31 protein-coding genes are annotated in these 26592 nt (G+C 51.7%); 8 read left to right on the top strand and 23 right to left on the bottom strand.

Translation table 11 applies throughout. From position 1 onward, the window contains the following. Positions 1 to 130 precede the first annotated feature (130 nt). From ubiE to ilvD, 7 genes are all read right to left on the bottom strand, one after another. Positions 131 to 868 (bottom strand): bifunctional demethylmenaquinone methyltransferase/2-methoxy-6-polyprenyl-1,4-benzoquinol methylase UbiE, encoded by a 738-nt coding sequence (ubiE, locus tag HMPREF2551_RS07300; protein ID WP_003746386.1) that lies wholly within the window; start codon positions 866 to 868, stop codon positions 131 to 133. Between the two features lie 29 nt (positions 869 to 897). Further along, positions 898 to 1203 (bottom strand): MBL fold metallo-hydrolase, encoded by a 306-nt coding sequence (locus tag HMPREF2551_RS07295; protein ID WP_070838166.1) that lies wholly within the window; start codon positions 1201 to 1203, stop codon positions 898 to 900. A gap of 79 nt (positions 1204 to 1282) precedes the next feature. Then, on the bottom strand, positions 1283 to 1714 hold the full coding sequence (locus HMPREF2551_RS07290; RefSeq protein WP_070838163.1) for a gamma-butyrobetaine hydroxylase family protein: 432 nt from the start codon (positions 1712 to 1714) through the stop codon (positions 1283 to 1285). Position 1715: 1 nt separating this feature from the next. After that, positions 1716 to 1949 (bottom strand): hypothetical protein, encoded by a 234-nt coding sequence (locus HMPREF2551_RS07285; protein WP_003746394.1) that lies wholly within the window; start codon positions 1947 to 1949, stop codon positions 1716 to 1718. Between the two features lie 76 nt (positions 1950 to 2025). Further along, complete coding sequence (locus HMPREF2551_RS07280; protein ID WP_070838161.1) at positions 2026 to 3315, bottom strand: CAP domain-containing protein; 1290 nt, start codon at positions 3313 to 3315, stop codon at positions 2026 to 2028. A 68-nt stretch (positions 3316 to 3383) separates the two neighbouring features. Further along, a complete protein-coding gene (locus HMPREF2551_RS10730; RefSeq protein WP_282822698.1) occupies positions 3384 to 3515 on the bottom strand; it encodes a hypothetical protein in 132 nt (43 codons plus the stop codon). Positions 3516 to 3584: 69 nt separating this feature from the next. Then, positions 3585 to 5444 (bottom strand): dihydroxy-acid dehydratase, encoded by a 1860-nt coding sequence (gene ilvD, locus HMPREF2551_RS07275; protein WP_070838159.1) that lies wholly within the window; start codon positions 5442 to 5444, stop codon positions 3585 to 3587. 278 nt (positions 5445 to 5722) lie between these two features. On the opposite strand from ilvD, the gene HMPREF2551_RS07270 reads away from it, so the two are divergent. Further along, the gene (locus HMPREF2551_RS07270) at positions 5723 to 6286 is read left to right on the top strand and encodes a YceI family protein (RefSeq protein ID WP_070589246.1); all 564 of its coding nucleotides are present in this window, start codon (positions 5723 to 5725) and stop codon (positions 6284 to 6286) included. 97 nt (positions 6287 to 6383) lie between these two features. Here the strand turns inward: HMPREF2551_RS07270 and HMPREF2551_RS07265 are convergent, their stop codons facing one another. Together HMPREF2551_RS07265 and HMPREF2551_RS07260 are read right to left on the bottom strand one after the other, a co-directional pair. Continuing rightward, on the bottom strand, positions 6384 to 7331 hold the full coding sequence (locus HMPREF2551_RS07265) for a bile acid:sodium symporter family protein (RefSeq protein ID WP_003746401.1): 948 nt from the start codon (positions 7329 to 7331) through the stop codon (positions 6384 to 6386). A gap of 150 nt (positions 7332 to 7481) precedes the next feature. Continuing rightward, a complete protein-coding gene (locus HMPREF2551_RS07260; RefSeq protein ID WP_070838157.1) occupies positions 7482 to 8363 on the bottom strand; it encodes an NAD(P)H-hydrate dehydratase in 882 nt (293 codons plus the stop codon). A 53-nt stretch (positions 8364 to 8416) separates the two neighbouring features. Between HMPREF2551_RS07260 and HMPREF2551_RS07255 the strand changes: the two genes are divergently transcribed. Then, positions 8417 to 9073: a cytochrome b/b6 domain-containing protein gene (locus HMPREF2551_RS07255; RefSeq protein WP_070838155.1), complete on the top strand. Its 657-nt coding sequence runs from the start codon at positions 8417 to 8419 to the stop codon at positions 9071 to 9073. Positions 9074 to 9164: 91 nt separating this feature from the next. Here HMPREF2551_RS07255 and HMPREF2551_RS07250 read toward each other — a convergent pair whose 3' ends face one another. From HMPREF2551_RS07250 to HMPREF2551_RS07215, 8 genes are all read right to left on the bottom strand, one after another. After that, complete coding sequence (locus HMPREF2551_RS07250; RefSeq protein WP_049344231.1) at positions 9165 to 10253, bottom strand: FlxJ family methyltransferase; 1089 nt, start codon at positions 10251 to 10253, stop codon at positions 9165 to 9167. A 36-nt stretch (positions 10254 to 10289) separates the two neighbouring features. Further along, entirely contained in the window at positions 10290 to 11993 is a 1704-nt protein-coding gene (locus HMPREF2551_RS07245) for an ApeI family dehydratase (RefSeq protein ID WP_070838154.1), read from the bottom strand. 15 nt (positions 11994 to 12008) lie between these two features. Beyond that, positions 12009 to 12764, bottom strand: coding sequence for a hypothetical protein (locus HMPREF2551_RS07240; RefSeq protein WP_070838152.1), 756 nt, complete (start codon positions 12762 to 12764; stop codon positions 12009 to 12011). Positions 12765 to 12803: 39 nt separating this feature from the next. Then, positions 12804 to 13343, bottom strand: a complete 540-nt coding sequence (locus HMPREF2551_RS07235; RefSeq protein WP_070838150.1) for a COG4648 family protein — start codon at positions 13341 to 13343, stop codon at positions 12804 to 12806. Between the two features lie 72 nt (positions 13344 to 13415). Beyond that, the gene (locus HMPREF2551_RS07230) at positions 13416 to 13664 is read right to left on the bottom strand and encodes an acyl carrier protein (protein ID WP_003680823.1); all 249 of its coding nucleotides are present in this window, start codon (positions 13662 to 13664) and stop codon (positions 13416 to 13418) included. A gap of 12 nt (positions 13665 to 13676) precedes the next feature. Continuing rightward, entirely contained in the window at positions 13677 to 13937 is a 261-nt protein-coding gene (locus tag HMPREF2551_RS07225) for a phosphopantetheine-binding protein (RefSeq protein ID WP_070838149.1), read from the bottom strand. Continuing rightward, positions 13934 to 14692: a lysophospholipid acyltransferase family protein gene (locus tag HMPREF2551_RS07220; protein ID WP_003746415.1), complete on the bottom strand. Its 759-nt coding sequence runs from the start codon at positions 14690 to 14692 to the stop codon at positions 13934 to 13936. Before HMPREF2551_RS07220 ends, HMPREF2551_RS07225 begins: the two co-directional genes overlap by 4 nt. Continuing rightward, a complete protein-coding gene (locus HMPREF2551_RS07215) occupies positions 14689 to 15450 on the bottom strand; it encodes a beta-ketoacyl synthase chain length factor (protein WP_049332540.1) in 762 nt (253 codons plus the stop codon). The genes HMPREF2551_RS07220 and HMPREF2551_RS07215 overlap by 4 nt, the downstream gene beginning before the upstream one ends. Before the next feature lie 110 nt (positions 15451 to 15560). Here HMPREF2551_RS07215 and HMPREF2551_RS07210 point away from each other — a divergent pair, with 110 nt between their 5' ends. The 3 genes from HMPREF2551_RS07210 (at position 15561) to HMPREF2551_RS07200 (ending at position 18072) form a co-directional block, all read left to right on the top strand. Beyond that, positions 15561 to 16049: a hotdog family protein gene (locus HMPREF2551_RS07210; protein WP_143128521.1), complete on the top strand. Its 489-nt coding sequence runs from the start codon at positions 15561 to 15563 to the stop codon at positions 16047 to 16049. Positions 16050 to 16114: 65 nt separating this feature from the next. Continuing rightward, positions 16115 to 16843 carry a 3-oxoacyl-ACP reductase FabG gene (fabG, locus tag HMPREF2551_RS07205; RefSeq protein WP_003746422.1) on the top strand — a complete coding sequence of 243 codons (729 nt, stop codon included), beginning with the start codon at positions 16115 to 16117 and terminating at the stop codon, positions 16841 to 16843. Next, the gene (locus tag HMPREF2551_RS07200) at positions 16837 to 18072 is read left to right on the top strand and encodes a beta-ketoacyl-ACP synthase (protein ID WP_070838147.1); all 1236 of its coding nucleotides are present in this window, start codon (positions 16837 to 16839) and stop codon (positions 18070 to 18072) included. Before fabG ends, HMPREF2551_RS07200 begins: the two co-directional genes overlap by 7 nt. A gap of 94 nt (positions 18073 to 18166) precedes the next feature. Here HMPREF2551_RS07200 and HMPREF2551_RS07195 read toward each other — a convergent pair whose 3' ends face one another. The 6 genes from HMPREF2551_RS07195 to rluD all read right to left on the bottom strand — a co-directional run bounded on the left by HMPREF2551_RS07195 (position 18167) and on the right by rluD (position 22925). Continuing rightward, a complete protein-coding gene (locus HMPREF2551_RS07195) occupies positions 18167 to 18691 on the bottom strand; it encodes an RDD family protein (RefSeq protein WP_070838145.1) in 525 nt (174 codons plus the stop codon). A gap of 91 nt (positions 18692 to 18782) precedes the next feature. After that, on the bottom strand, positions 18783 to 19202 hold the full coding sequence (locus HMPREF2551_RS07190) for a hypothetical protein (RefSeq protein ID WP_003746427.1): 420 nt from the start codon (positions 19200 to 19202) through the stop codon (positions 18783 to 18785). Between the two features lie 145 nt (positions 19203 to 19347). Further along, on the bottom strand, positions 19348 to 20349 hold the full coding sequence (gene holA, locus HMPREF2551_RS07185; protein ID WP_070838143.1) for a DNA polymerase III subunit delta: 1002 nt from the start codon (positions 20347 to 20349) through the stop codon (positions 19348 to 19350). After that, positions 20349 to 20828, bottom strand: a complete 480-nt coding sequence (lptE, locus tag HMPREF2551_RS07180; protein WP_070838141.1) for an LPS-assembly lipoprotein LptE — start codon at positions 20826 to 20828, stop codon at positions 20349 to 20351. Before lptE ends, holA begins: the two co-directional genes overlap by 1 nt. A gap of 120 nt (positions 20829 to 20948) precedes the next feature. Then, positions 20949 to 21719 carry a peptidoglycan editing factor PgeF gene (gene pgeF, locus HMPREF2551_RS07175; RefSeq protein ID WP_070838140.1) on the bottom strand — a complete coding sequence of 257 codons (771 nt, stop codon included), beginning with the start codon at positions 21717 to 21719 and terminating at the stop codon, positions 20949 to 20951. An 81-nt stretch (positions 21720 to 21800) separates the two neighbouring features. Next, the gene (gene rluD / locus HMPREF2551_RS07170) at positions 21801 to 22925 is read right to left on the bottom strand and encodes a 23S rRNA pseudouridine(1911/1915/1917) synthase RluD (protein ID WP_049348199.1); all 1125 of its coding nucleotides are present in this window, start codon (positions 22923 to 22925) and stop codon (positions 21801 to 21803) included. Here rluD and HMPREF2551_RS07165 point away from each other — a divergent pair. From HMPREF2551_RS07165 to HMPREF2551_RS07155, 3 genes are all read left to right on the top strand, one after another. Continuing rightward, a complete protein-coding gene (locus HMPREF2551_RS07165; protein WP_004519923.1) occupies positions 22924 to 23727 on the top strand; it encodes an outer membrane protein assembly factor BamD in 804 nt (267 codons plus the stop codon). The two genes, rluD and HMPREF2551_RS07165, sit on opposite strands and share 2 nt — an antisense overlap. A 321-nt stretch (positions 23728 to 24048) precedes the next feature. Continuing rightward, the gene (locus HMPREF2551_RS07160) at positions 24049 to 25206 is read left to right on the top strand and encodes an ATP phosphoribosyltransferase regulatory subunit (protein ID WP_070838138.1); all 1158 of its coding nucleotides are present in this window, start codon (positions 24049 to 24051) and stop codon (positions 25204 to 25206) included. A gap of 43 nt (positions 25207 to 25249) precedes the next feature. Continuing rightward, positions 25250 to 26548, top strand: coding sequence for an adenylosuccinate synthase (locus HMPREF2551_RS07155; protein WP_070838135.1), 1299 nt, complete (start codon positions 25250 to 25252; stop codon positions 26546 to 26548). Positions 26549 to 26592: the final 44 nt, after the last annotated feature.

The raw sequence follows: 26592 nt of genomic DNA, 5'->3' as shown, positions 1-26592 counted from the left end.
CGAAATTTTTAATTTCGTTTTACGGCTGTTCAGACGGCCTTTGGTTTGTGTCAGACTGGCTTGGATAAGGTTTGAAAAAAACAAAGGGCGTGTTTATCAATCACGCCCTTTGTGTTTGCTTCAGACGGCCTTAGAATTTCACGCCTTTATGCAGGGCGACGATGCCTGCGCTCATGTTATGGTAATCCACGCTGTCGAAGCCTGCATCCAGCATCATTTGTTTCAAGGTTTCTTGGTCGGGGTGCATACGGATGGACTCGGCGAGGTATTGGTAGCTGTCAGCATCTTTGGCAATCAGTTTGCCCATAATCGGCAACAGTTTGAAAGAGTAGAGGTCGTACACGCCTTCCAAGGGTTTGTACACTTTGGAGAATTCCAACACCAGCAAAGTACCGCCCGGTTTCAATACGCGGTACATTTCTTTCAGCGCGGCATCTTTGTGCGTCATGTTGCGCAGGCCGAATGCGACGGAAACCAGATTGAAATAGTTGTCGGGGAATGGCAATTTTTCAGCGTCTGCCAACGATACGGGCAGAATCATGCCTTCGTTGAGCAGGCGGTCGCGGCCGACGGTCAGCATGGAGGAGTTGATGTCTGTCAGCCAAACTTCGCCTTCTTTGCCCACACGTTTTGCCCAGCCTCGGGACAAATCACCCGTACCGCCGGCGATGTCCAATACTTTGTCGCCTTTTTTCAGGCGGGCGGTATTGATGGTGAAATGTTTCCAAACACGGTGCAGACCGCCGGACATTACGTCATTCATAATGTCGTAGTTTTTTGCCACGGAGTGGAAGACTTCGGCAACTTTGCCTGCTTTTTCGTCTTCGTCAACGGTAGTGAAGCCGAAATGGGTTTTGTGGTCGCTCATAGTGTCTGCCTTCTTAAAATAATACGGATTCAGATATCGAATACGTCGAAATCGCCAACCACTTTCGACGCGGGAAATATAGTTTGTGCCTGCCGCTCCAGCATCAGGCGTTGTTCTTCTTCGGTATAACGTGCGTTGATGTGGGTCAGGTAAAGTTGTTTCACATTGGCCTGCAAAGCCAGCTTGGCGGCATTGGATACGGTTGAATGGAACACTCGTTCCGCTGTCTCTTCATCGCCTGCCGCAAAGGTTGCTTCATGCGCCAAAACGTCTGCGTTTTGCGCGGTGCGTACTGCCTGCGGACGGGCTTGGGTATCGCCGAAGATGGCTACCATCCGTCCTTTTTTGGGCGGGGAGAGGGACGCTTTGCCGTCAATCGTCCTTCCGTCATCCAAACTTACGGTCTCGCTTTTTTCAGACGGCCTTTCCGCCGCAACCACCGCTACCGCAGGAATGCGTGTGTTTAGGTTTTAAGTCTTCGGCACTTGGCGTTCTGGACGCGCCGGCTTTTTGGAGGCGGTCGAGATAGTCTTGCCAAAGCGCGTCTTGATTGTGCGCCAGTCGGTAGAGATAGTCCCAATCGTAAAGGCCGCTGTCGTGTCCGTCTGAAAAAGTAATTTTCAAGGCGTATTGGCCGACGGGGTCTAAATCGGTAATGCTAACTTCGGCTTTGCCTGTTTGCAAAACATCCTGACCTGGGCCGTGTCCGCGCACTTCCGCGCTGGGCGAGTACACGCGCAGGTATTCGGCAGGAAGGCTCTTGGCACCGTCAACATAGATCAAAGTCAGTACGCGCCGCTCTTGCTGGAGGCGGATTTCTTGTGGAATTTTATCGGCTTGGGTCATGTCATGCTCCGTTCTTTTTACGCAAATAGGCAACGCGTACAGAAAAAATACCGCCAAGTACGGCAAACAGCACGATTGCGTAGAGTGAAAACCGTATCAGGCCCACTTGTGTGTCCGCCGTCAGCCCCAAGGGCAGCAACATCACGGCAACGAACAGTAAAAATGCGGCCAACATGGCGGCAATGCTGGCAAAGGCATAGCGGGTATTGGCTGCTGTTTGCGGATGTTTGGTCATATTGGATAGCTTGCCGTAGGGTGATGAGGCGGTATTTTATCAGTTTTTTGGTGCTTCATGCCGTCTGAAAACGGCTTTATTTCCATAAATAAAGCGTAATGGCGCGCCTGTCTTCGCCTTCGGGCATTAAGCGGATGCTGCTGCCTTTGCTTCCGTTGACACGGATAATGATGCCGCCGGCCTGCCGCTCGATGATGTCGAGTTGGGTGTCGCGGTTCATGCGGTAGTTGTAGCGTTCGCATTGTTTCAAGCACCAAAAATCCTGCCAATGGATAAAATATTTTTGTCCGGATTCGATGGCCAGCGTTTCGCCGCCTTTGACGATGAAGTAAGGATAATCGGGTTTTTGCGTGCTGAATGTCCATTCGGCCGTTCTGTTTTTTCCGTTTTGACGGTATTGGAACACGGCACGGTAGTCGGTGTCGTATTCCAAGGGCTGTAAAGGAAACAGCGCAAATTGGCGTTCGGTCAGGAGGCGGTTTGGGTCATTATCTTTATCTAAGATTTTGACGTCTTTGATTTCTTTTGTGTCCTGATACAGTTTGAACGAACGCATTTTGACCGGGGGCGATTGTTCGGAGAAGGCGATGCTAACCGGATTGCCGGTCATTTCATAATGCGGCATAGGGTCGGGACGCTCGCCATGGAAAACCGGCGAAGCGAAATTGCCTTGCGGATAGGTGATGTAAGGCCGGAATTTGCGGTTGGAAATTTCATCCGCATAAACAATGGCATGGCCATGACAGGCATCTTGATAAAACGAACGGCTGAGGTCGGATAATGGGCGGTTTTTTTGGCAGAGGCTGTTGAATCTGCTGTCGCCCTGATTGATGCTCAACGCGATTTGTTTGCCTTGCGATTCAAATGCTGCACCGGCCTCGTCGATATTTTGATCGAGCAAGGAGAAACGGTGGTAAATCGCTGTCATCAGGTTGTCCAGCTGATGTTGGGCAGGCAGGTGGTCGTTGATTTTTTCGTTTGGCGGATGTTGGCCGGTGCTGACGTTTTCGTGCACGCCTTTATAGGCATAACCGGCTTTGCGCGTGCGGTCTGATGGACGTGGGCCTGTGTAAAAGGGATTGCGCGTATTGTGTTCGTCATGACCGTCGTCAGGATTTTGCAGAAGATAGCGGGCATGATTGCGCGCGGCGCGTTCGAGTGTGGCCGAGTGCGCCAGTGCGGGCAGGTTGGCTGAAGCGCGGAGGAAGTTTAAATACGCCAAGGCGTCAAAATCGGCAACGGCGGTACGATTTTGCGGCGCTTGGGCGTAGATGAGCTGGTCTTCGGAATAGCGGTGGGTTTCGTAGTATTGGAATATGCCGAGGGCGACGGCAAAACCGCCCAGCCAGTAAAGAATATGTTTCATTATATATGCTGCGTTCAGACGGCCTTGAGCTACGGCTCTTTCCCCTTGAAACTCATGCTGCTGAATGATTATTTTGATGGCGGTTTGACTTGGAATGCTTCAGGATGGGATTTGAAATATTCGACAGCGACAAACCCGCCGCCAATAATAAGCAACAGGGCAATGGCCATGCCGATCATCGCTAAAATGAATTTGTCCATATTGGTCCGTTTGAATGAAGGCCGTCTGAAACACGTGGAAGCGTTCAGACGGCCTTAAAGTCAGGTTAATTAACGTTCGATTTGCGATACGTCGCGTACTGCGCCTTTGTCGGCGGAAGTCGCCATCGCGCCGTAGGCACGCAGGGCTGCGGAGACGTAGCGGTCGCGGTTTTCCGGTTTCCACGCTTTGCTGCCGCGTGCTTCCATCTCGGCACGGCGTGCGGCAAGCTCTTCATCGGAAATGACAAGGTGGATGCTGCGGTTTGGAATGTCGATTTCGATGGTGTCGCCTTCGTGTACCAAACCGATGGCGCCGCCTTCTGCCGCTTCAGGCGAAGCATGGCCGATGGACAGGCCGGAAGTACCGCCGGAGAAGCGGCCGTCGGTCAGAAGGGCGCATTCTTTGCCCAAACCTTTGGATTTCAGGTAAGAAGTCGGGTACAGCATTTCTTGCATGCCCGGGCCGCCTTTAGGGCCTTCGTAGCGGATAATGACGATGTCGCCGGCGACGATTTGGTTGCCCAAAATGCCTTCGACAGCGTCTTCTTGGCTTTCAAATACGCGGGCGCGGCCGGTAAATTTGAGGATGCTCTCGTCCACGCCTGCGGTTTTCACCACGCAACCGCGCTCGGCGATATTACCGAACAATACTGCCAAACCGCCGTCTTGCGAGTAGGCATGTTCGACATCGCGGATACAGCCTTTTTTGCGGTCGAGGTCGAGGGTTTTCCACATACGGTTTTGTGAGAATGCCTGAGTGGTGCGCACGCCGCCGGGCGCGGCTTTGAAACGCTCGATGGCATGGGTGTTTTCAGGGTTGGTCACGTCCCATTTTTCAATCGCATCTTTCAGGGTCGGCGCGTGGATGGTGTACACGTCGGTGTGCAGTTTGCCTGCCTTGTCCAATTCTTTCAGGATGGCGAAAATGCCGCCTGCGCGATGCACGTCTTCCATGTAGTAGTCGTGATTGTTTGGCGCGGTTTTGCAGATGCAGGGCACAACGCGGCTCAAGCGGTCGATGTCGGCCATTTTGAAATCGACACCGGCTTCGTTGGCAACAGCCAACAGGTGCAAAATGGTATTGGTAGATCCGCCCATGGCGATGTCCATGGTCATGGCGTTTTCAAACGCTTTTTTGGTAGCGATGCTGCGCGGCAACACGGTTTCGTCGTCTTGCTCGTAGTAGCGTTTGGTGATTTCGACAATCATGCGGCCAGCTTCGAGGAATAATTCTTTGCGGCCTGCGTGGGTAGCCAGATAAGAACCGTTGCCCGGCAGGGAAAGGCCGAGTGCTTCGGTCAGGCAGTTCATAGAGTTGGCGGTAAACATGCCGGAGCAGGAGCCGCAGGTCGGGCAGGCGTTTTGCTCGACTTCTTCGACTTGTCTGTCGCTGATATTGTCGTCAGCCGATTCGATCATGGCATCGATCAAGTCCAAACGACGCTCGGGCTGAATATTAGCCACGCCGATAACTTTACCGGCTTCCATCGGGCCGCCGGAAACGAAGATGGTCGGAATATTCAGGCGCATGGCGGCAATCAGCATTCCCGGGGTGATTTTGTCGCAGTTGGAAATGCACACCAGCGCGTCGGCGCAGTGGGCGTTGACCATGTATTCGATGGAGTCGGCAATCAGGTCGCGGCTGGGCAGTGAGTAGAGCATACCGCTGTGTCCCATGGCGATGCCGTCGTCAATGGCGATGGTGTTAAATTCTTTGGCAATGCCGCCGGCTTTTTCGATTTCACGGGCAACCAGTTGGCCCATATTGTGCAGGTGCACATGGCCTGGGACGAATTGGGTGAAGGAGTTGGCAATGGCGATAATCGGTTTGCCGAAGTCGGTTTCCATGACGCCGGTCGCACGCCACAATGCGCGCGCACCTGCCATATTGCGGCCGTGGGTAGAGGTTTTGGAGCGGTATTCAGGCATTTTTGTTCCTTTGTTTTATGCTGAGGCCGTCTGAAATAGGCTGGTTGGTTGGCGGCCCGTTGTAGAAATAACTCGGTATTTTATACCAATTACGAGCGATGAAGCACGCTATTTTGTAATAAAACTAAACTGTGTTTGCTTCACCTGAATTTGCTGCTCATTCTTTCAGACGGCCTGAAGTTTTCTTAGGATAAAACGCTGTCTTTCTCAGTTGCAAAAGATGTTGGCATCAAAAAGTGATATGATAGGGAACTTCTCACACTTTTAAGGATAAGACGATGAAAAAAATCATGTTTGCATTGTGTTCGGCCATGTTGGCTTCCGCTGCGTCCGCCGCTGTTTATAAAGTGGACGAATTCCATGCCAATGCCCGCTTTGCCATCGACCATTTCAACACCAGCACCAACGTCGGCGGTATTTATGGTTTGACCGGTAATTTGGAATTTGACCGCGCCAAACGCCAAGGCTCTATCGATATCGTATTGCCTTTGTCCAAACTGCAAACCGGTTCTGACCACTTTACCCAACACTTGAAATCTGCCGATATTTTCAACGCGGACAAATACCCTGAAATCCGTTTTGTATCCACCAAATTCAATTTCAACGGCAAAAAACTGCTTTCCGTTGACGGCAACCTGACCATGAACGGCAAAACTGCACCGGTGAAACTCAAAGCCGATAAATTCAACTGCTACCAAAGCCCGATGGCAAAAGCAGAAGTGTGCGGCGGCGACTTCAGCACCACCATCGACCGTACCAAATGGGGTTTGGATTATTTGGTAAGTGCCGGTATGAGCAAAAAAGTTAACATCAATATCCAAATCGAAGCGGTGAAACAATAATCCTGCTTGATTTCAAAATAAAGGCCGTCTGAACAGCTTAGGCAGAAATCGTTGATTTCGTTTATGCCTGTTCAGACGGCCTGATGATTAAAGGCGTTTAGGATTCTTTATTTTTATCGGCTTTGGCTGCCCAATAAGTTGCCAGAAGCGAGCCGGAGATATTGTGCCACACGCTGAACAATGCGCTGGGAACGGCAACGACCGGCGCGGCGGCAAAGTGTGCGGCGGCAAGCGCGGCGCCTAAGCCCGAGTTTTGCATACCGACTTCGATGGCCAGCGTTTTTTGTGCATCATAAGGCAGGCCGGTCCATTTGGCGGCAAAGAAGCCGAGCAGATAGCCGATGCCGTTGTGGAGTACGACAACCGCGAAAATCAGCAGGCCGCTTTCAATAATCTTGCCTTTGCTGGCACCGACGACCGCGCCGATAATCAGCACGATGGCGGCAACGGAAACCAGCGGCAGCGCGTCGGTCAGTTTTTCAGTTTTGTTGCCCAAGACTTTATGGACAATCAAGCCTAAAACGATGGGGAACAAAACCATTTTGACGATGGACATCAACATACTGCCCGCTTGGATTTCCAGCATTTCACCGGCAAGCATCAGGAAGATGGCGGGGGTCAGCAATGGGGAAATCAGGGTGGAAACCGATGTAACGGCAACCGACAAAGCCACATTGCCGCGCGCCAGATAAGTCATTACATTGGAAGCCGTACCGCCCGGGCAGCAGCCGACCAAAATCACACCGACTGCGATTTCGGCAGGCAGGTTCAACAGCTTGGCCAGCAGATAGGCAGTTGCCGGCATGATGGCGAATTGTGCAATCACGCCGATGATGACGGCTTTAGGGCGTTTGAACAAAATATCGAAGTCGGAAGGTTTGAGCGTCAAGCCCATGCCGAACATGATGATGCCCAGAAGCCAAGGAATGTAAGGGCCGACCCATTTGAAGGTGTCGGGTGCGAAAAAAGCGATACCGGCAAAGAGCGCCGCCCAAAGGGAAAATGTTTTTCCAATAAAGTTGCTGATTTTATTGAGGATACTCATGATAATATGTTGTGAAGTTGTTTTTAAGGGAAGTCAAGGATACACGTCTTAACCTTAATTTGCAAAATGACTTAAAAATAAACCAGGCCGTCTGAAAATAGAGATTGATTTTCAGACGGCCTGCAATTTGTATTTATGATATAGACAGTATTACTCTTTTGATAAAATATTGCGCAGCCATCGGGCGGCAGGTGCGATTTCTCCGGCGAGCATCCCGGTTTCGATTTGGCTGCTGTGTTTGATGACATCGGCTGCCGCGCCATGCAGCCAAACGCCGGCACAAGTGGCCTGGAATGCCGGAATGCCTTGTGCCAGCAGGCTGCCGATCATACCGCTTAAGACATCGCCGCTGCCGGCGGTAGCCAATCCGGCATTGCCGCTGGTGTTGGTATAGGTCATGCCGTCAGTTGCGGCAACTAATGTATGATGGCCTTTCAATACGACGGTTGCGCCATATTTTTGGCTGATTTCGGTTACGGCTTTCTGTCTGTCGGCTTGAACTGATTGGGTATCGGTACCGAGTAGGCGGGCGGCTTCGGCCGGATGCGGTGTCAGGACGATATGTTTGTACGATTTGAGGCGTTCGGCTAATTCGGGAGAACGGGCCAGCAGTGTCAAGGCATCTGCATCGAGCAATAAAGGCCGGTCATGGTGTGTCGACAGGATTTTGGGCAGCAGTTTCTCCGATAATCCGTCCAAACCGAATCCGCAGCCGATTGCCCGTGCGCTGACATCGTTGCGCTCCATCAGTTGGGTCGCAGTGGCAAGCATGATTTCAGGGCGTTCGGGAATGATGGCAAAAGGCAGCGTAGCTTGGTTGAAACCCGCCCAAACCTTGCCGCATCCTTGATACATCGCGGCTGTGACTGCTAAAACCACCGCACCGCTCATTCCCGTTGCGCCGCCGATAATGGCAAGCGTGCCATATGTGCCTTTGTGCGATTCTTGGACGCGGGGGCGAAATACGTCGGGAAATGCTAAGGCCGTCTGAAAGGCCTGAAGCGATTCGGGAAGCGTGTAGATGGGCTGCATGGCGTAACCTTCCAAGATAAGAAATTTAATTTTAAATCAGAAAGTAAAAGGTAATGAAGCAAAAAATAAAAGTTTGGGATGCACCTACGCGCCTGTTCCATTGGCTCTTGGTGTTATTGATGGGATTTATGTGGTACAGCGCCACCCGAGGCGGCGATTTGCTGGTATGGCACTTGCGCGGCGGCTTGTTGATGCTGGCGTTGGTGGCTTTCCGCTTGTGCTGGGGGATATGGGGCAGTGATACGGCAAAATTCAGCCGATTTGTGCGTCCATTTTCCGAAATCCGCCGCTATACGCAAGGCCAGATGCCTGAAGGCGAATTGGTCGGTCACAATCCTTTGGGCGCGCTGATGGTCATCGCTTTATTGGCCGCCTTGGTTTTTCAGACGGCCACAGGCTTATTTGCCGCCGATGAAAATACGTTTACCAATTCCGGCTTTTTGAATCATTTGGTCAGCGAACACGCCGGTACGCTGGCGCGAAAAATCCATGTCAATTTCTTTAATATTTTGGCTGTTTTGGCGGGCGTACATATCGCGGCTGTTTTGCTGTATCGCTTTGTGAAAAAACAGGATTTGATTACGCCGATGATGAGCGGCTTTAAAACCATTGATGCTAAGCAGCCTAAATTGGCCGGAATGGGACAACTGCTTGCCGCTTTGTTGGTAGCGATTGCGTTAGCGTGTGCAGTATGGATGTTGCGCGGCTGATGTTTTAAGGCGGATACCCAAAAAGAAACCGACCCCGATAGCTGCAATGGCTGTTGGGGTCGGTTTCTTTTTAGGGTTTAAAAGATGATGTTCAGACGGCCTTAACGCAACGCAAGATGCTGTGTCCGCGGCCGATGCCGTCTGAAATTTCCGCTACTTTCAATCCGGCTTTTTCAACGCAACGGATCAGGTCTTCGGAATGGAAGATTTTGCTGTTGCCGTTGGCCATGGCAGTGAAATACAGGCTGGTCATGGTCAGGCAGTAGGCGGCGGTTTCATAGCGTTGCCTGTCCCAGAAAGGTTCCATGATGTAGAGGCTGGTGTTTTCGCTCATGGATGCAGCGGCGCGTTGAAGAATGCTGGTGGCTTGTTCTTCGGTGAAACAGTCCAGGAATTGGCTCATCCAAATTGCGTCAAAACCGGTTGGGAACGGAATTTCAGGATCAAGCAGGTTGGCCGGATGGGCGTGGATACGGTCTGCGCCGTTTTTGCCTTTGGTCGCTTCGCGCATCAAGCCGATTTGTTGCGGCAGATCCATGATGGTGACTTCGACTTCGGCATTGTGGTTGACGCATTGCTCCGCCCAGCGGCCGGTATTGCCGCCGACATCGAGTAGTTTTTTAACTGGTTTGGCGAACACGGTGTTGAGCGCTTCGGCGAAGGAGTTGTCGGAATAATAATGGTCGAATGCAAACCATTTTTCCTGCGCGATGCTTGGCAAGGAAGACAAGCCTTCGTAAATGGTCGGCCAGTCGCCGAATACTTTCAGGCCTTCGGGCTTGCCGGTTTGCAGGGTTTTTTCCAAATCAAACATGCCTAGGTAGCAGATTTCTTGTGTGAAATCCATATTGACGCGGGCCATTTTGTCTTTGAGGACAAACCAACCGGCCTTGCTGATGAAATAGCGATTGTCGCGAGTCAAGACAGTGCCGATAGACAGCGAAGCTTCCAGCAGGACTTGTGCCGCGTAGTTGCTGATTTTCGCTTTTTCAGCGATTTCGGCTTGAGTGAGGCCGTCTGGATGGTCGTTCAGCAGGTCCAGAATGCCAAATTTCACCATCAGGCGGGAAACTTGGAACACAATCGGTGCAAAAGCGATTTCTTGAGCCAGACGTTGAGCCTCGCCTGCGGACTGGTGTTCGTGGGAGTAGCGTTGTTCTAGGGCGGGGAAGAGTTGCATATTGTTGGTTTTCCACTAAAAAGTTAATAGGTATATTCAGACGGCCTCAAACACAATCCGTCCTGATGCACACGGATGCTCTCCGTTGTTGATTTTAAAGCTCAGTTTATTTTTACCTTCATCGTATTTCAGCTCTACCGACACTTCATCGTGAGGACGGATAAACTGCTGATATTTTAGATTTTCGATGCGGATGATGCGCTGTTTGCCCCATGGCTGGGGCGCGATCAGGTTGCGCACCCATTGCAGCTCGACCACGCCGGGAACCAGCGGGAAGGTGGCAAAATGGCCGCCGAAATAAACCAAATCCAAAGGCACGCGGCTGATGAAGGTTTCGCTATTGGTTTCATCGTCAGATGATGTTTTCGACCAAACGGGCGAAGTTTGGGCAACGGTAAAGGCCGTCTGAAAATCCGCCGCGGCGATTTTGGCTTGGGCGTTGCGCGGCAGGCTGTCGGTAAAACGCCAGTAGCGCGGCAGGGCGATGGTGTCCTGCGTGGCAGCCAGATGGCGTTTGAGCGTATCGGCGACTGCAGCGCGGCCTTTCTCGCGCAAGGCGGCGATACCGTCTGCGTTCAATGCCGCCCATATGGCAATGCGTTGGTGTTGCGGATGACGGCCGCAATGGGCGTCGGCAATCCAAGGATGTTGTAAAAGTTCGTGTTCGATTTGGGTCAGCGACACGCGTTTGTCCTCAAATTTAATAATGCGGTCTTGGCGACCGAGTAACAGAAAACCGTCATCTTGCGGCTCGATCAAATCGGCTGTTTGACGGCGTTCGGGCGACCAAGGCGAAGAAGCCCACAGTGCGCCTTCTTCGTTTTGCCCGATTTCCACGCCTTCGAAAGGCTGCCATTCTTGGCGTTCGCAACGTGAGGCAATCACACCGGTTTCGGTACTGCCATAAACTTCAAACGGGCGGACGGCAGCCTGTTGCAGCAAATCCGCCGTGGCTGCAGGCAATGCGCCGCCGGCCGAGACAATGCCTGCAATTTTATGGCCGATACTCTGCCAGTTGCGGTTTTCTCCCAAGCGGTTGAGTACAGCCGGGCTGGCAATCCAAACTACTTTATCATGTGCGGCCGTGCTGGAAAGCAGGTTTTCCGGATAAACCGCCTGCTGTCGCTCCATAGTCCAACCCATTGTCAGCGCGAGTGCGAAGCGGAACGTGAAGCCGTAAAGGTGTTGCGGAATCACGCTGCCGACCACGGTTTCACCGTGTTGTCCAAATGGCAGCGTATTTGCCAAAGTCAGGGCTTCTGCCTGCATTTGCGCGGCGGTTTTCACAATAATCTGCGCTTCGCCGCTGGAACCTGATGTTTTCAGCCATGCTTCGGCATGGTCGGGAATCAGATGGTTTTCAGGATAGGTGCTCAGCGCTTCCGATTCTGTTTTAGCTAATACATCAGGCAAGTGCCAGATGTTCAGGCCGTCTGAAGTCAGCTTTTTATCTGTTGAATCTGTTAAAAACACTTCTGCCGTTTTCCTCCATTCCAAATTGTCTTGCGCCAAATTGGGCAACAATAAAACCTTTCCGCCCGAATGCCACACTGCCAACACGGCACAGGCGAACAGCGCGGCATCGTCAAACCACAACGCAGCCGTTTGCACGCCTGCCTGTTTCAGACGGCCTGACAGATGGAAAACCGCACGGTTGAAATCAGCACGCGTCCAATTCGGATGGGTGGCGATAAGGTCGTGTTGGGGTAGGTTGGGGGATAGGATTCGGGTTAGGTGCATGATGGTTCTAAGGTTTTATAATTTCGATGTATTTGCCTTGGTTTCTTCTTTGATTTGTGCCAAGCATTCATCGTATTGTTTGTTTGTCGTTTGGCGTACCAATTCGTAATCATTTGCCTGCCACTCTTCCAATGAATGGCTTTCACTTCTTTTGAAGCAATGGAGTAAGCGATCGGTTTTGCCGCTTTGTCCGTCTACCAAAAGGCTGACTTCATTGTTCAGAAAGAATCGGTCTCGTTTATTGAATTTTTCATAAACCAAATAGAAACGACCCGGTTGGACAAATAGTTTTTTATTGGCACTATTGCCTTTAAATGACCATTTTGCCGCCCAAGCCCGAACTTTGGGAGAGAATTGTTCAAAAACGGGATTCGCAAAATTCGGTTCAATAGGCTTCCCGCTTAAATTGTGTTTGCCCAGCAGGTCAGGGCCTTCATATCCAATATGACCGCTACTACCGGCAAGAATGAATAATGCAAAAGTTGCTGTAAATACGGCTGTTTGTGCAGCCCTTGCTTTTACCGTATTGGATTTCTGAATAATCATCAAATTCATGCTGCTGGTTGTAGTATCGTCAGAATAACGATTGTGTATTCGGTCAATGACGGTCAGGTTTCCCGAGCGTGTTTTGATGGTGTGGCTGGCAACTTCCGTATAATTTTTCTTGTATTCGGCTTCCGCCTTTTCTTCAGGGGATAAAGGCGTTTTAGACGTCGAAGAGCATGCGGTAAATGTGAAGGAAATCAGGGTAAGTAGGATAATTTTCTTCATTATGGTTATTCGTCTAATTGATGAAATATTTTTAATGGATTAAACCTTCAAAACCAATTTCCGATAAATCCACTCTCCGGCAAATAAGATTCCCATTAACACATACGACACGATGCCTGTATAAGCCGCCCACCAATCGTAATATTGCAAGCCTGCCAAAATGGCGGCGGTTGCGCCGTTGAAGATAAAGAACGCGCACCAGATTTGCGTAACGCGCCGAGTGTGGCGCACGCCTTCGGGCGGCAGGTCGGGGTATTGCAGTCGGGCGAGGCGTTCGATAACGGTTTGTTTGGCAAACAGGCTGCCGCCGAAAACGGCAAGCATCAGCGCGTTGACGGCGACGGGATACCAATACATCGAGTCAGGCCGTCTGAAAACCAGTACCGCCGCAAAAAAAGCGGCAAGGATAATCGCCGTAATGCGTTGTGCCGTGGTTTGCGGCATGGCGGCGCGTATCAGCCATAACACACACATGGCCGCTGCAAGCCAGAAAAATGCGCCGTTTTCCCTACCGTAATACCATAGGAGCGGATACGCGAGGCTGGCAAGGGTCAGTAGGAGTTTTCCTAATATTTTCATGGTTGCGATTGATTTTCAGACGGCCTTGCGGATTGACAAGGCCGTCTGAAAATATGCTGATTCAAAGCAAAATCAGGAATCTTGTTGTACTTTCAATACCGCTTGAACCACGTCTTCTACGGTACGCACATTACGGAAGTCTTCGGCTTGCAGTTTGCGGCCGGTTTCGCGTTTGATGTGGTCGATAAGGTCGATGGCATCGATGCTGTCGATTTCCAAATCTTCGTAGAGGTTGGTTTCGGGTTTGATGCGCTCCGGTTCGATTTCAAACAGGTTAACCAGTGCATCGGTCAGCAAGGTGCGTACTTCTTGTTCGGTCATCTTCTCTCTCCCTTATGCTTGGCGGCTCTTGATAAACTCGGCCAGTGTTTTGACGTTGGCGAAGTTTTCGCGCAGGTTGTCGTTTTCACCGTCGAGCTGGAAGCCGAAGGTTTTTTGTACGGCCAAACCAAGTTCCAATGCATCAACCGAATCCAGACCCAGGCCGTCGTCGCCGAAAAGCGGATCTTCGCTGCCGATGTCGGCAACGGTAATGTCTTCCAGACCTAAGCTGTCGATGATTAATTGTTTGATTTGGTTTTCTAAATTGCTCATGTGGTTTTCCTTGTAAAATAGTCTTGCAGGTATTCGTTTAAACGCCTTGCGGCGATGGGCAGGGGTTTTTCCGCCAGCCATTCTTCCGGCAGGATGTCGTCGCCGACGGTAATTTCATAATGAATTTTTTGCGGCGGGATTTTGTACCACGGTTGTCCCTTTTTAAAATTGGGCGGCGTCATCTTGATGCACACGGGCGTGATGACCGATGCGCTGCGCAAACCGAGCGATACGGCACCGCGGTGCATTTTAACCTGTCCGTCCCAACCTGTGCGCGTGCCTTCGGGGAAAATCAGCATACTTTGCCCGCTTTTGAACACGGCGTCGATTTCTTCCAACATTTCCATGCTTTCGTCGTTGGGAATGTAGCCTGAAGCGATAATTTGGCTTTTCATACTGGGGTTGTGCAGCAGGTCTTTTTTGACCAACACGTTCGGGTCGGGGAAGTGGCTGATCAGTAAAACAACATCCAAAAGCGAGGGATGGTTGGCAAGAATGAGCTGGCCGGGTCTGCCGAGTTTTTCCAAGCCGTTGAAACGGACGCTCAATACGCCTGACCATTGCAGGTAGCCGACGAAGAAACGCCAAACTTTGCCTATCATGCGTCTTGCTTCAAGTTGGCGTTTGATGTCGCCTTTGGTCGATTTGAGCGTATAGGGCAAAAGTGCGATTTTGAACAATACGCCTGCAACGCCGAAGAGGATAAAGCCGAAGAGTGTGGCAAAAAAGCGACGGAAATAGTCTAAAGTCTTCATGCGTTTTTCTGCCAGTGCCAGTTTCTGCCGATATAGTGTTGCGTGTGTTGTCGGCCGTCTGAAAGCAGGAAGCGTACCCACTCCAAGCTGCTCCAATAGGGCTCGACTGTTGTATCGTTAGGGTTTTCAGACGGCCTTGCGGATGTGGTTTCCAAGCTTAAGGTATAGTCTTCGCCCTTTGTGATTACCAGTGCCAATGCATAGGCAAACGGCGCACGTGTAGCCAGGACGGGATAGTCTTCGGACAAAGGATCATCGGCAACAATCACTAAAACGGATGGCGCGCCGTCTTGCAAAAGTGCGAATGCCTCAGTCAGTGCGGTTTCAAAGGAATCGGCGGCAACGGCCAACGCGGTATGCTCACTCATGTCTTTACGCAACATCGACCATTGCCCAATCGTCGCGTTGTGGACAGACAGGCCGAATGAGGTCGGCGACACGGTATGCGTGTTCAAAAGCTCTTGCCACAATTCAAAACTGCGGTTGCTTTCGCCGTCGTGCGAAACGTACACCGGTACGCTTTCGGGATATTGGTCGGCCAGATTCCATGCGGCATCGCAAACCAAGCGTGCCGCTTTTCCCAGGCGGCGGCGTTGCATAGGAGGCAAAAAGGAGAGCGCGGGTTTGCACTCCGGCAGTGAGGCGGTGTCGAGTTTTCCCTGCGCCCAGTCCTGCCATTGCTCCGGCGTACTGATTTTGCTGGAGGAGGCCTGCCATGCGGCGATATTGAAGCTGAAACGGCAAACGTTTTGAGGCATGATGTCTTTCAATGTTTTACATTTTCATACATTGTAATGAAATGGGTTAGTAAAAGCTAGGCTCTGTTATAATGCATATTGTAACGTAATTTATTCCCGGATGACATTTTATGCCTTCAATACCGAGTGCCCCGATTTATGATGTGGCCCCGCTGCTTCCGCACAGCGGACATATGGTGCTTATCGACTGTGTGAAAGAATTTGGCGATGACTATACGGTTTGCCGTGCGCCGGTTGGCGATAAGCATATTTTGCTGCAGGATGGAGTGTTGCCGTCTATGGCTTATATGGAATTGATGGCGCAGGGCATAGGCGCGTTTGCAGGCATTGAGGCTTTAAAGGCCGGAGAGCCTGTACGCTTGGGTTTTTTATTGGGAACGCGTAAGCTGGATTTGTTTGCCGATTCCGTGCCTGTCGGTACTGAGTTGGAAGTCAGGGCGCATGTGTCCATTCAAGATTTGGGCGGCATGGGCGTATTTGATTGCGAGTTGCGCTGGACGGATGCGCCGGAAGATGTGAAGCCTCTGTTGCCGTCGGACGGTTTGCTGGCAAAAGCCTCTTTGAATGTGTACAGTCCGAAAGACGGTCAAATCATTTAAACCGTTTACAAGGCCGTCTGGAAAGACAAAGATTCAGACGGCCTGTCGATATAGTGAGAAAACGTATGAGTGAAACTATTTTAATTACAGGGTCTAATCGCGGTATCGGCAAAGCCGTCGCACTTGGTTTGGCGCAGGACGGCTTTGATATTGTCGTCCACTGCCGCAGCCGCCGTGATGAAGCGGAAGCTGTAGCGGAAGAAATCCGTGCGTTGGGTAGAAATGCGCGCGTGTTGCAGTTTGACGTGTCCGACCGCGAAGCCTGCCGTGAAATTCTGACTGCCGACATTGAGGCAAACGGCACATATTACGGCGTGGTGCTGAATGCCGGCCTGACACGAGACAATGCGTTTCCTGCGTTTACTGATGATGATTGGGACTTGGTGCTGCGTACCAATTTGGACGGTTTTTATAATGTGTTGCACCCTTTGACCATGCCGATGATTCGCCGCCGCAAAGCCGGACGGATTGTATGCATGGCGTCGGTGTCTGGTTTGACGGGCAACCGCGGTCAGGTCAATTACAGCGCGTCCAAAGCGGGCTTGATCGGCGCGGCAAAAGCCTTGGCGGTTGAGTTGGCAAAACGAAAAATTACCGTCAACTGCGTGGCGCCGGGCCTTATCGATACCGATATTATCGATGAGAACGTGCCTGTCGAAGAAATCTTAAAGGCCGTCCCTGCCGCGCGCATGGGATTGCCCGAGGAAGTAGCGCATGCGGTGCGCTTTTTGATGGATGAGAAAGCGGCGTACATTACGCGCCAAGTGATTGCTGTGAACGGAGGTTTGTGTTGAATACCAGAAGAGTCGTAGTAACAGGTATCGGCGGTATTACCGCCTTCGGCCGTGATTGGCAAAGTATTCAGACGGCCTTTAAAGCCGAAAAAAACGCGGTCAAATACATGGACTGGAGCGGACGCTTTCCTGAATTGGAAGCGCAACTGGGCGCGCCGATTGAAGGCTATTCCCCTCCAGAGCACTGGACGCGCAAGCAGCTTAGAAGTATGGGGCGCGTGTCGCATTTGTGTGTCGATGCGGCAGAGCAAGCCTTGACGGATGCGGGTTTGCTGGGCGATGAAAGCATTACCGACGGCCGTATGGGCGTGGCGTGCGGTTCGTCTGTCGGCAGTACCAAAGACATCGGCGATATGGGCGAACTTTTGATAACAGGCACATCGCGCAATTTCAACGCCAATACTTATGTGCGCATGATGCCGCATACGACTGCCGCCAATATCGGCATTTTCTTCGGCTTGAAAGGCCGCATTATCCCGACTTCGAGCGCGTGTTCGTCCGGTAGCCAGGGCATAGGCTATGCCTACGAAGCCATCAAATACGGCATGATTGATATGATGCTGGCTGGCGGAGGCGAAGAATTTTGTCCGTCCGAAGTGTATGTTTTCGACTCGCTCTACGCCGCCAGCCGCCGTAACTGTGAACCCGAACTGACCCCGCGTCCTTACGACAGCGGCCGCGACGGCTTGGTCATCGGCGAAGGTGCAGGGATTTTTGTATTGGAAGAATTGGAACACGCCCGTGCGCGCGGTGCGAAAATCTATGCCGAACTCGTCGGCTACGGTGCCAACAGCGACGGCAGCCACGTTACCCAACCGCAAAAAGAAACCATGCAAAAATGTATGGAGCTTGCGCTGAAAGACGCCGGTATTACGCCTGATAAAATCGGCTACGTCAGCGGCCACGGTACGGCGACCGAAAAAGGCGATATTGCCGAAACATTGGCGACCGAGGCCGTGTTCGGATTCATCCCCATGAGTTCGCAAAAAAGCTACCTCGGCCATACACTCGGCGCGTGTGGCGCGTTGGAAGCCTGGTTCACCATTGAAATGATGAACAGCGGCTGGTTTGCGCCGACCGTCAATTTGGAAAACATCGATCCGCGTTGCGGCAAGGTGGATTACATTCAAACAGGCGGACGTGAAATTCAAACCGATTATGTAGTCAGCAATAACTTTGCCTTTGGCGGCGTCAATACTTCGCTGGTGTTCAAACGTTGGCAAGAATAATCATTGCTTGATGTTATGATTAAAGGCCGTCTGAAACTTATCTGGAGTTTCAGACGGCCTTTAATTTATTTACGGATTGAGCCGCTTTTGGATTTTATTCGTTTGTTTTCTTCTGATTCAAATCCACCAGCCTTGTTCCGGCCAAGAAGTCGTAGAGGAACTGGCGGTCGGGATGGAACAGGGCGAAGCCCCATGGCAGGATGAGCCAAATGAGCGCGGCGCCGAATGCGCCTTTGGGCGGTATATTGAGCAGATGACGCAATCCGGCGTAGGCAAGCAGGGGGATGAAGACAATAAAAATGCTGGCCCAAATAAAACGCAGGCGCAGTTGCGGCAGGGGCGGCTGGGTATCGTTTTTATCGGCCAAGCCGATTTTCCATGTCTGCATGGCAAGGGTTTGGCCTTTTTTGTGCCAGTTGGCGCGGAAGTAGAGCCACCATGCGTAGAACAGAATCAGGCAGGTTGCCAGCATGGACAGGCGCGTGGAAACGGGATTGAGAAAGATGGCGGCAATACCGGCTGCAACGGCGGCAATGCTGGTCACGGCGCCGGTCAGCAGGAGTTCGTAAACCAGTGCGGCGAGGCGGCGTTTGAGTGGGGCGGTGGGAAGGTGGGTCATAATGCGATGGAAACGGAAATGGGTTTGATGGCAATAAAAACAGGCCGTCTGAAACGGAGTGGGATGTTCAGACGGCCTGTTACTGTCGGGATTAGCGATGTGGACGTTTTTGACCGCGTGCCTGTTGGGCAGCCATTTGGTTCATTTCCTGACGGGTCGGACGTTTTTTAAAGATGGCGTGCGCTTCGTCAACGGAACATTTTTGCGACAGGCAAACCAAGGTAATCGCGTCTTTTTGATGTTGGCCGCCGCTGTGGTACATGCGGCGCAGGTTGGCTTCGTTGATACGGCCTTTTTCCGGATCGATGTCGAATTTTTTCAGGCGCTCGAGGAATTGGCGCTGCTGACGGCGCGAAGTCCAAACGAAACCGCCTGCGGCAGCGGCCACGATGATGACGGCCAACAGGATGGCCAGCGGCCATGAATCGACGATCAGAACGATGATGAGGCTTAATACGGCAGTGGTCAGCAGGGCCAGGCCGCCGATGCGAAGTTTGGTTTTATTATCCATATGGTTGGTGTTTCCTTGTTTTTGCTGGAAGAGGCCGTCTGAAATGCGAGGTTCAGACGGCCTGAATTTGAGTTTACGCTATTTTACAGTATTTTCTGTTTTTGGGGCGTATTGCGTGCAAGTTTCTTGACGCGCGGCAACGGTTTCAAGCGGCCAACGAGGTAACGAGCTGTTTGAACTCGGTCCATGCATCGCCTTCTTCCGCGCCTTTGATGATGCGGTCGATTTTGGCGCAGGTTTTGAGCGCGTCGAGCAGGCGGTTGATGGAAATGCGTTTGGCCGCCATCGGTGCAAGGGTCTGTTTGTCGCCCCATAAGCGCAGGCTGTTGCGCAGGCTTTGGATGTTTTGTCCCTGCTTGAGTGCGGCAGTGAGGCGGATTAGGGTGCGGATGTCTTCGGCAACAGCCCACAACAGCAAAACCGGCTCTTCGCCTTCTTCTTCCAAACCGTCCAGCAAACGGGAAACGCGCAGGGCATCGCCTTTCATCCATGCGCCTGCCAGTTGGAATACGTCGAAGCGGGCGACGGTGGCAACTGCGGCTTCTGCGTCGGCAATATTGATCAAATGGCCTTTTGGGTGGAGCAGGGCGAGTTTTTCGATTTCCTGACGGGCGGCCAAAAGATTGCCTTCGACGCGCTCGGTAAACAGGGCGAGTGCTTCAGGTTCGATGTCCAAACCCTGCTGTTTCAGACGGCCTTGTATCCATTGCGGCAAAGCATGTGGCGCAACGGCTTTGGCTTCTAAGACAATGCCTTTGCCTGCTAATGCGGAAAACCATTTGGACTGGATTTGCGCTTTTTCAAGCTTGGGCAGGAGGATGAGCGTAACCGTATCTTCGGGAAGGCGTTCGGCGAAGGCTTGCAGGGCATCGCCTCCGTTTTTGCCGGGTTTGCCGTTGGGAATGTGGATTTCCAGCAGTTTCAAATCGGCAAACAAACCTGCGCTGCCGGCGCTTTGCAACAGATCGTTCCAGTCAAAATTGTTTTCGGCGGTATAGACTTCGCGGTTGAGATAACCTTGTTTTTTTGCGGCTGCGCGCAGCGTATCCAAAGCCTCGATGCGCAACAAATCCTCTTCACCGTGGATGATGTACAACGGCTTGAGCGGCGTATCGGGGCGCAGGCTCTCAATGGGCGCGGCAGCCATTATTGCGCTTTCAGGAAAGTCAGGCGGCGGACGATTTGATCTGCGGCGTCGATGCGCATTTCAGACCAAATGGCTTCTTCCTCTTCCTGTTTGCCCAAGACTTCGCTGTCGGCGTAGTCCATGGTGCGGTGAACCTTAACTTCCATCGGTTCGCCAACCGGTTCGCCGTTGCGGAAGGCTTGTGCTTTGACGGTCATGGCCAGCAGGTATTCATTGACTGCGGCGGCGCGGGTGATGGTGTAGATGTCGCGGCGTTTTTGAAAGTCGACAACGCGTAGGGTGATTTGTGATTCGGCTTCGCTAACCGGATGGCCGTCGGCACGGCGTAAGGCATTTTCCAGCGCTTTTTGCATGACGGCTCCGCCTTCTACATGCCAGTTCTGATAAGGCAGCGGCTGAGAAGTCACGCCTGTGCCTTTCAGGTGGAAACCGCAAGAGGCAAGCAATAGGGCGAGTGCGGGCAATAGAATTTTTTTCATTGGATATTCCTTCGTTGAAACCGGTTACGGTATCGTCGGATTATAACGAATAATGTTTAGGCCGTCTGAAACCGTAAACGGAAAGTATTTCAGACGGCCTTGTCTTTGATGGCGTAAATCTTATTTTTCCAACCAAATCAGGCTGACCATGCGGCCGGTTTGTCCGTCGCGGCGGTAGGAGAAGAAAGTATCACGTTCCAAGACGGTGCAATGGGTGCCGCCATAAATCATGTTCACGCCTTCGCGGTGCAGAACCATGCGCGCCAAAGCGTAAATGTCGGCAAGGTATTTGCCGCCGCCGATGTCTTCAAACGCATTGGTAGCTTCCGGCATGGGTGTGCAAAACGCATCAAATACATCTTGTCCCACCTCAAACGCATCAGGGCCGATGGCAGGCGCGAGATAGGCCATGATTTCCAGCGGCTCAACATTCATTGCCGCAATGGTGTTTTGCAAAACACCGCCGGCCAAACCGCGCCAACCTGCATGGGCTGCTGCAACCACCGTCCCTGCTTTGTCGCAAAGCAAGACGGGCAGACAGTCGGCAGTCATTGAAGCGCAGGCGACTGTACCCGTCGTATCCACCGAGGCATCGGCGTCGGGCGTATTGCCTAACGCTTCGGCGGCGTTCACAACAATGGTGCTGTGGATTTGATTGAGGTAGGCAACGGGCAGGCCGACTTGTTCCTGCACGATTTCACGGTTGCGGAGCACGGCTTCCAGATTATCGCCGACGTGCGAACCGACATTCAGGCTGCGGTACACACCTTCGCTGACACCGCCGTTGCGCGTGGTAATAAGCGTTTTAACATTGGCAGGGGCAGGCCAGTCGGCAGTCAAAAAGTTCTTGCCTTGGGGGGCGAGGTTTAGGGTATCTGTGATGGTTTTCATAATCTTTGAATCGCTGAAATATTGGAACGGATTGATTTCAGACGGCCTGAAATAATATTTTAGGCCGTCTGAAAAATGGGTTTAATCCCTTACATAAACGACTTCGACATCGTAGTCGTCTTCATTCCAATCGTCGTCATCGTCCGTACCGAATTTCTCCTGCCATTCTTCTTCATTACTTAAAGACGAATCCAAACCGGCTTCCAAACGCAGGACGGAAAGCAGGTGGTACATATCGTCAGGCATAGGCGCTTCAAAGGAAACAGTTTCGCCGGTTTTCGGATGGACAAAGCTCAAGCGGTAGGCATGCAGGGCTTGGCGCGCGCCAAGGGCTTTAACGGCTTCTTTAACCGCGTCGCTGCACGGGTGGCGCAGGTTGCCGTAAACAGGGTCGGCAGCCAGCGGATGGTTGGCTTCGCGCATATGGACACGGATTTGGTGTGTGCGGCCGGTTTCGAGTGAGCATTCGATGTAGCTGTGTGCCAGATAACGTTCCAACACTTTGACATGGGTAATGGCAGGTTTGCCGCCGAATTTGACGACTGCCATTTTCAGGCGGTTGTGCGGATCGCGGCCGATTTGGGTTTCGATTTTGCCGTCAAAAGGAACGATGCCGTTGGCGATTGCGCGGTAAATGCGTTTGACTGTGCGCTCTTGAAGCTGTTGAACCAGTGAGTTTTGCGCCGGCAGGGTCTTGGCGACCACCATCAGGCCGCTGGTTTCTTTGTCGAGCCTGTGGACGATGCCCGCACGCGGCACTTGGCTTAATTCGGGACAGTGCGCCAGCAGGCCGTTGAGCAGGGTGCCGCTCCAGTTGCCTGCGGCAGGGTGGACGACCAATCCGGCCGGTTTGTTGATGACGATGACGGTATCGTCTTCATAAATGATGTCCAAATCCATCGGTTCGGGCGTGAACGCGAGGTTTTCTTCGCTCGGACGTACCGTAACGGCAATCAATTCACCGCCTATCATTTTGTCTTTGGGTTGAGCGGGCTTATCGTTTACAATGACTGCACCCTCTTTAATCCATGAACTCAGGCGGCTGCGCGAGTAGTCGGGCATGAGTTTGGCCAATACGGCATCCAGCCTTCCGCCCGCCATTTCGAGCGGAACGGTCAAATTAACACAACTTTCTGTTTCAGGGGATGACGGAAAGTCTAAATCATCGCTATAATCGGCTTCGTTATCAAAGGAAGTATTCTGCATGAAAAAAATTCTTTTAGTAGTTTCTTTAGGTTTGGCACTGAGTGCCTGCGCAAATAAAGGCACAATCGATAAAGACGCCCAAATTACTCAAGATTGGAGTGTGGAAAAGCTTTATGCCGAAGCGCAAGACGAGTTGAACAGCAACAATTATACGCGAGCTGTCAAGTTATACGAAATTTTAGAATCCCGTTTTCCAAACGGCCGCTATGCCCAGCAGTCCCAGTTGGATACGGCGTATGCCTATTATAAAGACGATGAGCCGGAAAAAGCCTTGGCTGCCATTGCGCGTTTCCAACGCCATCATCCGCAACATCCGAATATGGACTACGCGCTGTACTTGAAAGGTTTGGTCCTGTTTAACGAAGACCAGTCTTTCTTGAACAAGCTGGCTTCCCAAGACTGGTCCGACCGTGACCCGAAAGCCAACCGCGATGCTTATCAGGCGTTTGCCGAGCTGGTGCAACGTTATCCAAACAGCAAATACGCTGCCGATGCAACCGAACGCATGGCCAAGCTGGTGGACGCTTTGGGCGGTAACGAAATGTCTGTGGCGCGTTATTACATGAAACGCGGTGCTTATGTCGCGGCGGCCAACCGTGCACAAAAAATCGTCAGCCGTTACCAAAATACCCGTTATGTCGAAGAAGCTTTGGCGATGATGGAATTGGCGTACAAAAAACTGGACAAGCCGCAACTGGCAGCCGATACGCGCCGCGTTTTGGAAACCAACTTCCCTCAAAGCCCGTTCTTGCAACACGAATGGCGATCTGACGATATGCCTTGGTGGCGTTACTGGCGTTAAGCGTCGGGTTGTTCAGGCATGAATAAGGCCGTCTGAAAATGATGCATCTATGCATTTGGTTTTCAGACGGCCTTTGTTTTTAATGTTTTTTTACGTTTCCTGCAAACAGGGTGCAAAATTTGTTTTAATATGGTAAAGTCTGATTTTAATAACTCGACGGTTTGAAGCCGTCACTCAGGGGCTGTTTAAATTTAAAATCAGTTTTGTTGAAGCCGCATCGGATTTGCTATTGATGCATTCAGGAAAATTTCAGTCGTCAGGCTGGTTTGGTTTTAAATTTAAGCAGCCCTTTGTGTTTACAAAAAACAGAGGTAGATTCTCATGAAGTCTTGGCAGCTTCCTGAACACGTCGCCGACGTATTGCCGACCAATGCGCGACAATTGGAAAGCGCCCGTGAGCGGCTGTTGGCTTTGTTCCGCGTGCATGGTTACGAATTGGTGCAGCCGCCATTGATGGAATACAGCCATTCCTTATTGACGCATATCGATGCCGGTTTGTCTTTGAAAACCATTTTAGTCGTCGATCAGCTCAGCGGCCGTCAGCTTGGTATCCGTGCGGATATTACGCCGCAGGTGGCGCGCATTGATGCCCACTTGCTTTCCGCCAATCAAGGCATCAACCGTTTGTGTTATGCCGGCTCGGTGCTTCATGCGCGGCCTGACGGATTGCTCAATATGCGCGAGCCTTTGCAGGCCGGTGCGGAAATGTACGGCTTGGAAGGTATTGAAGCGGACATCGAATTGATTGATTTGATGCTGAAAAGCATGAAAATTGCCGATATGGGCGAAGTTTTGCTTTCGCTGGGTCATATCGGTGTATTCCGTGCTTTAGCAAATGCCGCTCATTTGGACGAGCAGCAATCGGCAACCCTGTTGTCATCGATGCAGGACAAAGATGCCGAGGCTGTCAGCCAGTTGGTTAAAGAGTGGAAACTCGACGGCATGTGGGCAAAAGCGTTTTCACTGTTGCCCCGACTGTACGGCGGTCGCGAAGTGCTGACTTTGGCCCGTGAGAAATTACCGGAATTATCCGCAGTCAGTGCGGCGCTGGATGCATTGCAGGCCGTATGCGATGCGTTCCCAAATCAAAAAGTGCATATCGATTTATCGGAATTGCGCGTTGACAATTACCATACCGGCTTGCTTTACGCGGCCTATGGTTCAAATCTTTATGATGCCGTGGCACGCGGCGGCCGTTATGATGGATTGGGCGGATACTTCGGACGCGCGCGTCCTGCTGCCGGATTCAGTTTTGATTTGCGCAGCTTCATCGGCCGCCTTCCCGCTATCGGACGGGAGTCCGTGGTGGCGGTCGATGTCAAAGATATGCCTGCGGCTCAAGAAGCGGTAGATGCTTTGCGCGAACAAGGACAATGTGTCGTTATCGATTACGGTATCGGCTACAACGGTTCGGAAGAGGTTACAGGCCGTCTGAAACAAGTGGACGGCGTTTGGAAAGTAATCGATTTGAACGATTGAGTTTTATTTTGAAATTTTGTATCTGAAATAAGGTTAGATAGCTATGGCTAAAAATGTTGTCGTAATCGGTGCCCAATGGGGTGATGAAGGCAAAGGTAAGATTGTTGACTGGCTGGCGGAAGAAACCAGCGGTGTTGTACGTTTCCAAGGCGGCCACAATGCCGGCCATACTTTGGTTGTCGGCGGCAAAAAAACCATTTTGCGCCTGATTCCAAGCGGCATTTTGCATGAGACTTTGGACTGCTTCATCGGTTCGGGTGTCGTCGTTTCTCCTGAAGCATTGTTGGGTGAAATCGACGAATTGAACGCCGCCGGTGTGGAAAACGTTGAAGGCCGTCTGAAAATTGCGCCGACCTGTCCATTGATTCTGCCTTACCACATTGCGCTTGACCAAGCACGCGAAGCTTCCCGCGGTAAAAGCAAGATTGGTACAACCGGCCGCGGCATCGGCCCGGCTTATGAAGATAAAGTTGCCCGTCGCGCGATTCGCGTGGTGGACTTGTTGCACCCTGAAAAACTGGTTGAAAAACTGGAAGCTGTTTTGGCTTATTACAATGTCCAGCTGCAACACCTGCACCGTGCCGAGCAGGTAAAACTTGAAGACGTGATGGCGGTCATCGAAAAAGTTGCGCCGCGCATTACGCCGATGATTACCGATGTTTCCCGTGTTTTGAACGAGAAAAACCGCAAAGGCGAAAGCCTGTTGTTTGAAGGCGCACAAGGTACGTTGCTGGACATCGACTACGGTACTTATCCGTTTGTAACTTCGTCCAACTGCTTAGCTGGTGCCGCTTCTGCCGGTGCAGGCGTGGGCCCGCAAATGCTGGATTACGTTTTGGGTATTGTTAAAGCCTATACGACTCGCGTGGGTTCCGGCCCATTCCCGACTGAATTGTTTGACGAAGTAGGCGCAGGTTTGGCTGAGCGCGGTCATGAGTTCGGCTCCGTAACCGGTCGTGCGCGTCGTTGCGGTTGGTTTGACGCGGCTGCGTTGAAACGCTCTATTCAAGTTAACGGTATTTCCGGCATGTGCATTACCAAGCTGGACGTAATGGACGGTATTGAAAACATCAATATCTGCGTAGGTTATGAATTGCCTGATGGCAGCAAAACCGACATTCTGCCTTGCGGCTCCGATGCGGTAGAAACCTGCAAACCGATTTACGAAACCATGCCGGGTTGGAGCGAGTCGACTTTCGGCGTGAAAGAGTACGACAAACTGCCTGAAAACGCTAAAGCTTATCTGAAACGTATTGAAGAAGTGTGCGGTGCGCCTGTGGCTATTGTTTCAACCGGTCCTGACCGCGAAGAAACCATCGTTTTGCATCATCCATTTGCTTAATTGATGAAGTGAATAAAAGGCCGTCTGAATATTTCAGACGGCCT

Origin of the sequence: Neisseria sp. HMSC066H01 (assembly GCF_001837375.1) — a bacterium.
Lineage (GTDB): Bacteria > Pseudomonadota > Gammaproteobacteria > Burkholderiales > Neisseriaceae > Neisseria.
The sequence above is the reverse complement of the archived record's forward strand: the minus strand, read 5'-3'. Positions and strand labels throughout refer to the sequence as shown.